General features: G+C 61.8%; 10 protein-coding genes. 5 read left to right on the forward strand and 5 right to left on the reverse strand.

All coding sequences use genetic code 11. The annotated features are described in order from the left end of the window. The first annotated feature begins 5 nt into the window (after positions 1-5). Both AB4Z51_RS14005 and AB4Z51_RS14010 read left to right on the forward strand, forming a co-directional pair. Positions 6-782: a PP2C family protein-serine/threonine phosphatase gene (locus AB4Z51_RS14005; protein WP_135214242.1), complete on the forward strand. Its 777-nt coding sequence runs from the start codon at positions 6-8 to the stop codon at positions 780-782. Beyond that, the gene (locus AB4Z51_RS14010; RefSeq protein WP_135214243.1) at positions 779-2,587 is read left to right on the forward strand and encodes a serine/threonine-protein kinase; all 1,809 of its coding nucleotides are present in this window, start codon (positions 779-781) and stop codon (positions 2,585-2,587) included. The genes AB4Z51_RS14005 and AB4Z51_RS14010 overlap by 4 nt, the downstream gene beginning before the upstream one ends. Before the next feature lie 9 nt (positions 2,588-2,596). Here the strand turns inward: AB4Z51_RS14010 and AB4Z51_RS14015 are convergent, their stop codons facing one another. Both AB4Z51_RS14015 and AB4Z51_RS14020 read right to left on the reverse strand, forming a co-directional pair. Next, complete coding sequence (locus AB4Z51_RS14015; protein ID WP_167767973.1) at positions 2,597-3,580, reverse strand: DUF4424 domain-containing protein; 984 nt, start codon at positions 3,578-3,580, stop codon at positions 2,597-2,599. Between the two features lie 98 nt (positions 3,581-3,678). Then, complete coding sequence (locus tag AB4Z51_RS14020) at positions 3,679-3,960, reverse strand: hypothetical protein (RefSeq protein WP_028156828.1); 282 nt, start codon at positions 3,958-3,960, stop codon at positions 3,679-3,681. 157 nt (positions 3,961-4,117) lie between these two features. On the opposite strand from AB4Z51_RS14020, the gene AB4Z51_RS14025 reads away from it, so the two are divergent. Genes AB4Z51_RS14025 through AB4Z51_RS14035 form a run of 3 tightly spaced genes read left to right on the forward strand, consistent with a single transcriptional unit; the run spans position 4,118 to position 8,344 of the window. Continuing rightward, positions 4,118-5,842, forward strand: a complete 1,725-nt coding sequence (locus tag AB4Z51_RS14025) for a hypothetical protein (protein WP_441497573.1) — start codon at positions 4,118-4,120, stop codon at positions 5,840-5,842. Positions 5,843-5,899: 57 nt separating this feature from the next. Then, positions 5,900-7,678: a caspase family protein gene (locus tag AB4Z51_RS14030; RefSeq protein ID WP_441497574.1), complete on the forward strand. Its 1,779-nt coding sequence runs from the start codon at positions 5,900-5,902 to the stop codon at positions 7,676-7,678. Positions 7,679-7,696: 18 nt separating this feature from the next. Next, positions 7,697-8,344, forward strand: coding sequence for a DUF4384 domain-containing protein (locus AB4Z51_RS14035; protein ID WP_135214247.1), 648 nt, complete (start codon positions 7,697-7,699; stop codon positions 8,342-8,344). A 17-nt stretch (positions 8,345-8,361) separates the two neighbouring features. Here the strand turns inward: AB4Z51_RS14035 and AB4Z51_RS14040 are convergent, their stop codons facing one another. The 3 genes from AB4Z51_RS14040 to AB4Z51_RS14050 all read right to left on the reverse strand — a co-directional run bounded on the left by AB4Z51_RS14040 (position 8,362) and on the right by AB4Z51_RS14050 (position 12,519). Then, positions 8,362-9,348, reverse strand: coding sequence for a hypothetical protein (locus AB4Z51_RS14040; protein WP_441497575.1), 987 nt, complete (start codon positions 9,346-9,348; stop codon positions 8,362-8,364). 140 nt (positions 9,349-9,488) lie between these two features. Next, a complete protein-coding gene (locus AB4Z51_RS14045; protein WP_244623095.1) occupies positions 9,489-11,366 on the reverse strand; it encodes a caspase family protein in 1,878 nt (625 codons plus the stop codon). Positions 11,367-11,748: 382 nt separating this feature from the next. After that, complete coding sequence (locus AB4Z51_RS14050; RefSeq protein ID WP_063981829.1) at positions 11,749-12,519, reverse strand: methyltransferase family protein; 771 nt, start codon at positions 12,517-12,519, stop codon at positions 11,749-11,751. Between the last annotated feature and the right edge of the window lie 2 nt (positions 12,520-12,521).

Genomic DNA, 12,521 nt, shown 5'->3' on the forward strand with positions numbered 1-12,521 from the left:
ACGCGATGGTGCATATTCCATCCTTGTTCGATGTTGGTAGCGTCACCCATGCCGGACGGGTGCGGGAGCGGAACGAGGATTCATGTTTGGTACGAACCGACGTCGGCCTTTGGGCGGTCGCCGACGGTATGGGTGGTCACGAGGCCGGCGATCTCGCCAGTCGCATTGTCGTGCAGTCGCTTGACGCGATCGGCACGCCAGAATCAGCCGCAGACCTGCTGGCGGAATGCGAGGAGCGGCTGTTCAGCGCAAACCAGCAGATACTGGCGCTAAGTCATGAACGACAGGGTGCCACCGTCGGGACCACAGCGGCGGTTCTGCTCGTTCGCGATAGCTACTACGCTTGCATATGGGCGGGTGACAGCCGGGTCTACCTGATCAGTCGTGGCGCAATTAGCCAAGTGTCGCACGATCACAGCGAACTGGAGGAACTGATCGCCGAAGGTGCTCTGTCGCGCGAAGACGTGAATGATTGGCCGAGCAATGCCATTACTCGTGCCGTCGGTGTCGCCGATGATCCGGAATTTGAGGTGGTGACAGGCCCGGCCGAGCCGGAGGATATCTTCGTGATCTGCAGCGATGGCCTGACCAGGCACGTGCAGGACGACGAGATCCTGCAGCACGTGGCTACGCGACGCGCCCAGGCGGCTTGCGATGACATGCTCGCGCTGGCTCTTGATCGTGGCGGGCTTGACAACGTGACGATTGTGATCGTGCGACTGCTGACGCCACGATCTCAGGAGGCGACAAGATCTCCGCTCAATCGGGAGCCGCAACCATGACCCCGAACGATCCGTTCCGATCGTCCTATCACGGCGTGCCGCCCGGCACGCGTCTCAACGGCATTTACGAGATCGAAGCGGTGATCGGCGCGGGCGGCATGGGTGAGGTGTACAAATGCCGTGAGATCCAGACTGGATCGCCTGTTGCGGTGAAAATGCTGCTGCCCGACATGGTTGACAACGAGGCGGCGCTCGCGCTGTTCCGTCGAGAGGCCGCGGCACTCCACAATCTTCCGCATGACGCGATCGTTCGTTACTTCCTGTTTACCGTGGAGCCGGTGCTGCAGCGACCTTATCTCGCGATGGAATTCGTGAATGGCCGCTCGCTCTCGAACATGCTCGATGATGGGCCGTTGGCCTTCGAGGCGCTGATCAGGCTGATGCAGCGCGTCGCATCGGGACTGGAGGCCGCCCATGAGCACGGCATCATCCATCGTGACGTTTCTCCGGACAACATCATCGTTCCGCTCGACGACGTCAGGCGGGCCAAGATCATCGACTTCGGCATCGCCCGGTCGACCCAGATGGGTGACAAGACCATCATCGGCTCGGGCTTCGCCGGCAAGGACAATTACGCATCGCCGGAACAGGTTGGGTTGTACGGCAATGACGTGACTGCGAAATCCGATGTCTACAGCTTCGGTCTTGTGCTGTTCCATGCGCTGACCGGGCAGAAACTCGACATGGGCGGCAGCCAGTTTCAACTGGTGGAGAAGCGCCGGCGTGTGCCCGATCTCGGTGCGGTTGATATGCGAATCCGGCCTTTGCTGGAGCGGATGCTGCAGCCTGATCCGGCATTGCGCCCGACCATGGGGGAGGTCGCCAGCTGGACGCCAACCGGTTCGGCCCAGACACCGGCCGCGCCGTTATATGGCTTCGATCCGCTACGGCGGCCGGAAAGCGCGGCGCCGCCGTCGCAGGGCACGATGCCGTCGACCGCGCGGAGTGCGCGCGGCCTCTGGCTGGGGGCGGGCGTGGCGGCATTGTTGCTGCTGGTCGGCGGTAGCGGATATGCCTTCTACAAGCTGGTCTGGTCAGCGCCCGGCACCGCGGTCTTGCCGCCACCTCCGAAACTCGCTGGAACAATGGTGCCGCCGAAGGTCGAGCCCGCTGGACCACAGCCCGGACGCCAAGAGACAGAGAAGTTGTCCGCGCAGCCGACGGCAACGCCGTCTCCGGCGCTCGATGGGCCGGGGCGAGCTGAGCGCATCCGCAAATACGTGGCCCAATATTCTGGCGGTGACTGCTTCTTTGTCTTGCCGATTGCTGTGAGCCCAAATGCGGCTGTCATCGAAGGGTTCGGTGCCTCGACCGCCCCATTCGACACCTTCGACAAAGCGTTTCGGCGTGAGCAGGGTTTCGAAGCTTCGGTCGGCGTCAGGCAAGTGACCCAGGCGCAATGCCCAGCCGTCAAGTTCTTGAGTCAGGTCGGGAGCGATCAGGCGCGAATGCCACGCATCACCCTGTCAGCGACAGAGCTGAAGGGCGGCGAAACCCTTAATGGGACCATTGAGAACTTTGCCAACCGCGTGGTGGAGCTGCTCATGGTGTCGGATCGCGGCGAAGTCCAGAGCCTCTCCTACCTTCTGAAGCCGGGCATCGACTCACTTTCGTTTACGCTCCCGACAGCGCGCGCGAGCGGTCCGCAATTGCTGTTGGTCGTGGCGGTTCCGCAGGTTCTGGACTCATTGCGCCAGCCGCGACCGATGGCTGCCGACACGTTCTTTCTGCAGGCGCTAAGCGAGGCTCAGCGCAACAAGGTGACTGTCATCGCGGCCGCGCGCTACGTACTGCTCACCAATTGACCAGCACGCTCAGAATGTTCCGATCACCAGGATTTTCAGGTCGGCATCTGGCTTGAAGTCGCTTGCCGTATATTCAAGCATGTTTCCAGTAGCGGACGATGCCTTTAGCCGCCCGGGACAGAAGCTCACCAAACGGTCGCTGCCGCCTGGGTCGATAGTCAGTTTGAATGAGCGGATCGGCCCGGCCCAATTCGCGCCGGTCTTGAGCACATACGATATGCGCCGCTCCTGCAGTTTCGCGCTGTTGGTCTGGTTGCTGCCCGCGCGCTTGTCGAGTTCGGCGAGGAACGTATCCTGGACGCAGTATTCTTTCCTGTAACGCGCGACTTCCTGAGCGAGTGCGCCACTGCGGCGCAGGCTCGAGCGCAGGATGGTGTCGGGACTGGAGCCGACGCTCGGCCGGTACTGGTGTTCGACCAAGACGGTGCGCATGGGCGGAAACACCTGCTGGCGCACAGCCGAGGTCTTGATAACCCAACTTGGCGCGTACTGCTGCCGACCGTTGTCGCTCATTCCGGCAGGCATCAGAAGTCCGTCGTCCACGAGCCGGGCCCGGGTCGCCTCGGGCAGGTCGTTCACCCGGATCTCGCGGTTACCAATCGGCAGCAGCGGCAACTTGAGTTCGCGGAGCAGGGCACTGACATCCTTGTTGCCGACCATGGCGCGCTGATCGACGGTCAGCGGCGCCGGGCTGCCATCGACCTTGGTCTCGAAGTCGACGAAGTTGATCGGATCATTTGACGGCAGTGCGATGTTCTCAGCCTCCGACAGGTCGATGTCGGGCAGCGGAAAGGCAACGGTAAGCGTGACCGGCTTGGCGGTGACGTTGGCGAATTGATAGCGAACGCTAATCCTGTCGAGCGCGATACGAAGGTTCTCGCTCTCCATGGCCACGTCATTGGTGCGTACGAACTGGAGCCCGCCGATCGACAATTCCGCAGCCGAGTCGTTGGCGCGTGCCGGCCAGCTTGTCGCAACCAGCAGCGCGACCATGGAGGCCCGTATCCAGAACGATGGTCGGGGGGAGGGTCCGTTCGGCAAGCTCGTCTCGATGTGGCGTCGCAGCATATGCTGGTTCCATCCGGTGCGGGTCAATCGATCGGCTGATAAAGATCGCCCCACTCAGACTTCCAGACCCCGTCTGGATCGCACACTACGAGCGCGAGCTTTACGTCGTTTGCCAGCCGGATCGCGCCGCGAAAAGCATCCTGCGCCGGCAACTGCGCGCTGACCTGGTCGGTCGTCAGCCGTCCCCCGCTCGCGGCGGCCGGCAGCACGATCGATCCGGAGATGCCGTCATTGTCGCGTTTCAGGACAAGCGTGATCGCGTCGGGCTGGACTTCGCTCACCTGCTCAAATCTATTCCGGGCCATGTTTTGCACCGCAAGCTGAAGACATTCGGACTATCACCGTCCAGTGATAGATTGAACGTGATTGAGATTGCTCACCACTAATTGACGCGCCGCATCAACGGCATCTCGGATTAGTCGATCCGACGCGGCGATCGGTTCGGGGTACATTGAGGCGAACATGCTTCGTCCAAGTCATTGGATCTGGGTCTTCATCGTTGGCGCTGGCATTCTTGGAACCAAGGCGTACGCCGACGATACTGTCGTACGCAGCTTTGCCGGCGGTTCGGCCGCTTCCATGGTCGGCATCGTCCCGGCCAGCGAGGACGTGGAACTCGCGGGACCGCAAGCACTCAGCGCCGACGGGCAGGGCAACCTGTTTGTGCTCGATCAGATCAACGGTCGCATCCTCCAGTTTGATCCGAAACAGCCGAGCTCAGATCCTGACGTCCTCAACATGCCGAAAGACGTCCAGCCGACGGATCTCGTCGTCCACAACGACGACATCATGGTTTGGGACGGCGGCGTACGGACGCTGAAGGCGGCGCCGGGGCAATCCACGCGCGGCCTCGGTGGTGATGTGATCCAGCTTGAAGAGGTCTCGAGCCGTGGCGCGGACGACCAGGTCGCCGTCTCGGCTTTTGCCCAGATGGGATCACAGACGCCAGGCAGCGCCACCGACCTGCTCGACCAGAACACCCGCGCGGCCATCATCAAGACGACGCGGCAGCCCGACCGGCAATATGTTGCTACTCGAAGCAAGGGCTCGGTGATCGCCGATATCATTCCGGACAAGGGCAATGCCAGCGTACGGGTCGAAATCCAGACCATGGTCACCAACGAGACGATCGGCCAGCTCGGCCTGCGGGTGCGCAACCAGCTCGGCACGGTAGAGTTTCTCGAGATTGACAACAGTGACCGCTTCTATGTGYTGGCGGAGGACGTTCCGCCGTCGGGAAAGAATGCCTCCACGTTCGTCGCACGCTATGCCGCGAACGGGCGTCTCGAAGGAATCTACGAGCTTCCTTTGGAAAACACGCCGCTGACCCGGCGGTTCGTCACGGTTTCGGGCGATGGCGATGTCTATTTCCTGCGGACCAAGCCGGACGGTATTGAAGTGGTTGGTGTGGGCTTCAGGCCTCTGACCAACGCTTCGATTATCGACGTGCGGCCGTCGCGAACGGCAGCCGCGCCGGCACCGCAATCCGGCGTCAAATTTGACGCGTCGGCCGCCGTGAGACCGTCCAATCGCCAGCAGGCGATCGAGACAGCGTTTGCGTTCGAGGGCATCCAGTGGAAGCTGACGCAGGCGAATTACGGCAACGATCCTGACAGCCAATGCAGCGGCTTCAGCCGTGTTCGTCGGCCGTGGTATCTGCAGGGAAAGGTGAACCAGGAGGTGCGCGGTGTACCCTATTGCTGGGGCTGCCACGGTTCGCTCGCGAACTTCCGGCAGCGGATCGAGAGCGGAACGCTGGCTGGCAATGTGTGCACTCGCAATGCACCACGGCCGGATGTGGCTGGCGTCGACTGCTCGGCATTCGTCAGCGCCGCGTGGGRGCTCTCCGTCCACTACACGACTGCCGCTATCCCCGCGATCGCAGCGCCCGTGGCAAATCCCTGGGACCTGAGGCCCGGCGATGCGCTGAACAAGCCGGGCTCGCATGTGATGTTGTTCCTGCGGTTCACGCCGGATCGCAAGGCCGAGGTGATGGAATCCTCGACCGGCGGCTGCAACGGCCGCGTCTGCCGCAACGTCTACCCGTTGGCGAGCTTGCTTTCGCGCGGCTACGTTCCGGTCCGCTTTCGAGCCTTCGCGGACGATCAGACGGCAGTTTCAGCGAGCGCCTATCAGGAGACCGAACAATCGCCGGCGGGCCGCAAAACGGCAAGCAAAAGGCGCTGAACCCGGTGTGTCGCCAGAGCTACAAAATGGGTAGGCATGATGTCGAGGTGGATCACGATGCGGATGCCCAGAGGATTTGATTGCGGGATCAGGCGGCTATGCGCCACCATCGGGCTCGCTGCGTTGATCGGGCTGATAACCCCTCACGCATATGCGGCAGGAGGACTGTCGATCAGCAATCCGGACGGGGCGGCCGTGCGCGCGCTCGTGATCGGGATCGATGACTATCAGCACGTGCGGAAATTGAAGGGCGCGGTCGCTGACGCCACTGACATCGTGACCAGCTTGAAAAGCATGGGGGTTGGCGACGTCGTCGTACTGACGAACGCCCAGGCCGACAGGGCAAGCGTCCTGCGCGAGATCAGTGCACTGGTGGAGCGGACCAAGAACAACGACCTCATCTTTCTGTCGATCGCCGGTCATGGCACCCAGGAACCGGAGCGCGTCAAGGGCTCGGAGCCGGACGGAATGGAAAACGTGTTCTTGCTGCCAGGCTTTGAAACTACGCCAACCGGGTCGGTTGAACGTGTTCTGGGCAGTGAGTTCAACCATTTCATCCGGCAGTTCGAGCTGCGCGGGGCGAGGGTGATCTTCGTGGCTGATACCTGCCACGGTGGCGGCATGGTGCGCGATATCGATCCGCGTGCCGCTGAGATGAGCTTCCGGCAGGTTCCGCGTTACACGTTGCTGGTCGACGAACTGAAGCCGGTGTCGGACAGCAACGATCCGAAGTCAGAACTCGATCTTGACCACACGGCGTTCCTGGCTGCGGTGGACCGCTACACCAAGGCACCGGAAGTCCGCATCCCTGGCATCGATGGCCTGCGCGGGGCTCTCAGCTATGCGGTCGCGCGGGCGGTGGAGGGGAGCGCAGACATCAATCACGATGGGAAGGTGACGCTCAAGGAGCTCTTCAGCAATGTTCGACAGGTGGTCTATCAGCTCTCGGACCAGCGCCAGAACATTGTGACCGTATCATCGCCGCCTCAGACGCCGGATACCGACGTCGCCTTCGAATTGACGCGCGGTGTCGTGCTGATTCAGGGGCCGGCCGCGAGAGCGGCCTCTGGGCCGGCCGGATCCGGGGCCATCGAGGGACAGGCGCCCGCGCCGCCGTCTGTCACGGCCAAGGCACCAACCATTCCGACGCTTGCCGCGGCGGCAACCAAGGAACTTCCGGCCGGCGACGCGCCGGGGCCTCTCCGCCTCGCTGCACCAATCCGGCTGGCGGCGCTCGACGGCAAGACGAGCTATTTTGCGAGCGTGAAGCCAAAGGATGTTCCCGTGCAGGCGGTCCAACCGACGGACAATCCCGACCTGATCTGGGATCCCGTGTCGCACGACGTGATCGCGTGGGGCGACGTGGTCGCCTACGGGATCGACGTTGCAGACCTGCCGACGGTAGWCGACCGGACAGCGGCAATTCGTGAACTGAAACGCATTGCGACCCGGTCGCCGCAGATCATGCGCATCTGGCCAGACGATCGCCAACAGCGTGCTGGCCAGACCGTCGAAGTTGACCTGTCCGATGTGGCGTCAAGGGCGGTGCTGCTGTTCAATGTGTCTGGCGATGGCACCATCCAATTGTTGTATCCGGTGGGTTCTGATGCGGCGCTGGCCCGATCGGCGAGTTTGCGCCTACCGCTCAGGGTCGGCGAGCCGTTCGGTGCGGAACAGATCGTTGCGGTGACCTCGCAGCAACGCATGGTAGATCTTGAGACAGCCCTGATGCAGTTCAACCGGCGTCGCGCCTCGGGGCAAGTGATCAAGAGTCTCGAGCGTTACTTGCCCGCAGACGCGCGAATCGCCTCGATCGGCTTCTTCAGTGCTCCCTGACTCTTAGGGGAGCAGGCCATGCCGTCATCGCAGCCGATCCGCCAGGCGCGACCATGGCTCGCATTCCTGCTGCTGCTGGCGGGTAGCGGAGCTGCGTCCGCAGCACCATTGCCGACGGCGTCGTTGCATGTCGGCACGACGTACGCACGTTGGCTTTGGCCTGTACAAGCGGTGCGCGGGCAGACCAATGCCGCGAGTGTGTCCCTTCAGATCCTGCCGAGCCAGACCGTCAACGTCGGCGGCAAGGTCTCGTTCGGCGTCACGGCCAGGAAGACCGGATATCTCATTTTGGTCGACGTCGACGCGGAAGGGCGGATGTCCCAGATCTTTCCGACCCCCGAGCTATTGGCGCAGTCGAACGAACGCGACATCAATCTCGTCAAGCCGGGTGTCGAATTTGTTGTTCCTGCCCCGGCGGCGCGACAGCGTGGTTTTGAATATGTCGTCGCACCGCCGACGGGGTCCGCTGTGATGATCGCCATCCTGAGCGAGCGACGCGTGCAATTGCTCGATTTGCCGGACATGCCCCGCAAGCTGGAAGGTCAGGCCGACGCGTTGAGCTATCTATCGGCCTGGACCAGCGAGCTGCGCGTGCCGGACAACAGCAGCGGAAAGCTGGTGACGAACAATTGGTCGTTCGACGTCAAATCTTATTCCATCAAGTGAGTCCGGTGAAGCTTGGGTCATAGCTTGCTCAGTCGGCTGAAGAAGCCACCCCGGGYGATCATGTAGTGAATGTCCTTTGGAAAGGGAAAAGCGCTGCGAACGTTGGAAATTGCGTGCTGGAGGAATTCCCCGCGCTGCGGCGCGGGCTTATGCCGCGGCTGGTCCGCGACCTGCGGTATCATGAAGCGATCCACGAAAGCCGGGTCAAGATCGTTGACCCTGACCATCTGGCCAAATGCCGGGAATAGATCGTGATGACCCAAGCTTACGCTGAGGTTCTTGAGGGCAGGGCGCTGAGGCTGAGTTTGATTGCCATCGGTCGTCGCCAGCCCACGCCCGATCAGGTCCAGCTTCACCGATTGCGGCAGAGTTGATGGACCATACACGATCTCGAGCGCCCGGCCGCTCTGTCCGGACAGCCATTGGTACCAGAAGGTCGCATCATCGGGCCGCGCATTGGCACCGTAGAGGCAGTCAAATCCCCAACAGGCCGTCAGCTTGCCCTGATACTTTCCAAGGCTCCCAACGAGATTACGCATGCCGTTACCGCCGCCGGAGTGGCATGCGATGATGAGCTTGCCGATCTGGAGCTGAGGAATGGACGTCGAGGAGAGGCCCAGGAACCTGGCAAGAGCTCCAAGGATCTCCTCGAGATAGCGTTCGCCCCAGTTCGCGGTTGCCAGGTCAGACACGCTGTAGTTTCCGGCAAAGGTGTCGCCAACGGCATACTCGTAGCCCAGGAACGGCGCGATAAGCACTACGTCCTTGCCGGAATCCCGGACCTGTTCGCGCAGCCGCGCTGGATCGCTGTGGAAGAGGAATTCATGGTTTTTGACATAGAAGCCGTGAAGCCAGATCACGACATCGAACTTGGTGGCAGCTGTTGGGTGCTTTGGCGGAAGATAAACCGCCGTCGGCTTCATGCCGGGGGCCTGCCGCTTCGTGAAGAGCGTCACCCCGGGAAAGGCGTTGGCGTCCTTTTGCTCAAGCTCACACGCAACCACGCAGGTCGCTCCGCTTCGGCCAATCTAGGCACGGACCTGGATGACCCAATGTTAAGCTCTGCCGCCCGTCACACCTTCTCGACACCAAGATCCGCGCGGCCTCCTGGCCTTCCATGACGCCGTGGCAGCCTTGCGCGTTGCTAGTTGCAGGACTCGACATTACCCACGTTGCCCCCGGGGCCGCCGCCGCCACGGTATTCGAGGTGGCAGCCGCTTCTAACCTGACGGCACAGAGATTGATCGCAAACGACCTGACCACCGCCACCGCCGGACCTCGCAGTTGCTTGTCGCCGCGGAACGTCGGCTGCCGGCGCCGGCCTCTCGCGTGCCGAACGATCCGCACGTGACGGACGCTCGTCCGTGTTGCGCTTTGCAACCGGTTTCTTCCCGGGTCGCTTCTCGCATTCATTGTCGTCGTTGAGGAACGAACCCTCGGCACAGGTGATCCTGCTGCACAGGTCACCGTCAGCCTTGTAGCCATGATCACAGATCAGGGGACAGACCCGGGACGGCTTGAGCTTGATTGCGTCAAGCGCGTCGAGACTTGCGAGCTTGGCGTCGAATTTGGTTCCCGCGTGCTGGTTGAAGAGAGCCAACGAGCGCTGTGAGGCCGCATTCCATTGGCCATTGACGGCGCCGGTGAAGCAGCCGACGCGGCTCAATTCGCCTTGTACAGACTTGGCGATATCTACGGACTTGGAGAGATCGGCCTTTGCGATATCGGTCTGGCGCGGCTCGTCGCTCAGCGCGGCAAGCTTGGGCGTCTTGCTGTCCTCAGCGGGCGTAGCGGCCGCTGGCTTATCCGCGACGGTACTCTCAACAGCCGGTTTATTCCCGGAGAGTGCAGCGACGATTGTAGATTCGGATGCAATACGTTTCCGTTCCGCCTCTGCGGCCTGCTCCTGCGCCGCTTGCTTCGTCTTCTCGGCCGCAATCCGGGCCTCTTCCGCAGCCTTCAGATCCGCGGCCGCCTTCTCCTGGTCGGCACGCTGGGCGCCCTGGGACATCAGGCGAGCTCGCTGCTGCTCGGCCTCCTGCGCTTTCGCCGTGGCCGCGACGCGTGCGTCCTCGGCGTCGAGCTGATTGAGCTGCAGCTTGGCCAGATTTGAGTAGTATCCGTCCGGATGTTGGGTCAGGAACGCGTTCAGAGCAGGCTTGTTGCGGAGCTGCAAGGCCAACTCGTAATCACGTCGAATTTCCGACTGGGGGTTGGCTGCCTGTACCGGCTCCTCGGCCTTGGTCGCCGGAACAAGCGCAACGTCTTCGCCGCCGAGCGAGCCGTAGACATAGGGTTCCTGTCGGTTGCCCGTGGCTTGCAAGACATCGTCGCGGACGAAGCCGAAAGCCCTTCGCAAGTCGAGCCCCGGCTTTGCGATGTACTTCACGAGGGCCGTCGCGTACGGGCTATTCTGGCTGTTGCCATCGAGTGCGGTTAGTCCCGCTTTGGCGGCAAACGCGATCAGCGTGTTGGAGACGGTGGGCTCGACCCTGGCCAGCCCGCGGCTGATCGATCGCGAGGCAACTGTACGTTTCATCGAATCGGCAAACGGATTGTTGCGGCACGCGTCGACGATCACCACGCGTAGTTGCCTCGCAGGCTCAATCGCCAGCAGGACGCGGTCGAGCGAGAATGCTTCGTCGTAGATGTCCGTGTCTCGTTCGAGTCTGGCGTCGGTCGGGATCAGATAGTTTGTCCCGTCGATCTCGATACCGTGGCCGGCGTAGTACACCAGAGCTATGTCGGCATTGCGGGCCTGATCGGCGAATTCTCTCAAGGCCCGCCGCATATCGGTCGCGGCGAGGTTAAGCCTTGAGTCAACCACGTCGAAACCTGCTCCCTTCAAGGTCGCGGTGATAGCCGCAGCGTCGTTGGCCGGGTTTGGGAGCAGAGGGGCGTTTTGATAGTTGGAATTGCCGACCACCAAAGCCACGCGCTTTGTCGCCCAGGCTGGCTGAGAGGCCAGGAACAGCGAAGCGGCGAGAAGAAGCAAAATTCGAAGGTGCTTGTACACTCTCATGGCGAACACTCAACCTATGCCCGTAGAATGGTGACGTCGCGAAGATGGCCGCGTGAGAAACAGCTCCTGAATTCGTACGCTACTGGCGGCTGCCTATCTGCATACAGTACCAAACTCGAGCCCGATCCATTCCTATGTGTTGTTGCGAAATGCGGACGCGTTCAAAAGGCATGGAAGATATTGCGCCGGGCGCTATCCGCCGATTCATGTGGATGATAGGCGCCCGCCAGTGCTCTGCTGAGGGCGCGATCACAATATAAGATATTGATATAAAACGGTTATTTTTCTGGGGGCTGCTCGTGGCAGCGCGGCACAAGGCCTCCGGCTTGGTTCAAACTCGAGTTCCGCTGAGCCGCACATCGAGGAGACGTGAAGCGCGGTGTCAGGCGTGCGGATCGATCGCCTTGGTCGAGAGCTCCGGTCCGGCCTGATGAGCTCGCCGCCCGAGTCTCGCGGGGATCAGACCTGCAGGGATCAGAAAAGGCGTTGCCGCGGCATAGACGTCATATTCAGGGAAGGCCAGTCTTAGAATCCGCTCTTCGTTGATCATTCGTCGGCACTGAATCATCGCAACCACGATGGCGATGAGCACGGCAAGTGGTGAAAGGACCTGAAGTGTGACACCGACCAACGCAATCCCCTCACATAGGTAGAGGGGATGCCGGACGACTCGATAAGGCCCTTCCGTCACAAGGCGCCTCGCCTCCGGTAGAATGCTGAAGGATTTGCCCAACCAGCGGAGTACCACGATAGAAAGCGAGATCCCCACAAGGATCAACGTCGTGGACAGAGCCGACCAGATCGGGCCGAGCTCTGCCTTCGGAAGGAAAGCGAGTGCGACGGTCGGAAATGCGCCCAGCAGGGCCGAGACCCGCATCTCAACGCCCTTCGACTTCATTGTCGGGACCAGCCGGGTCATGGTTGTCAGTGCAACGAGTCCGAGGAACAGGACGTTGGCAATACTGGCTGCGATCATCAGCAAGTTGTCCACGCTGCCCAACGGAAGGCGATGGATGCTGGCGGCGCCAATGAGAGCAGACCCGCCATAGACGATCACGATGGCCACCCTGGAGGTCCAGTCCAGCCAGGGATTGACGCCGCCGGCGATCCGGTTCCTGGCTGTCCCCTCCTGGCCGACCTTCGCGTCAGTCACAG

Source organism: Bradyrhizobium sp. 2TAF36, assembly GCF_052114925.1.
GTDB lineage: Bacteria > Pseudomonadota > Alphaproteobacteria > Rhizobiales > Xanthobacteraceae > Bradyrhizobium > Bradyrhizobium barranii.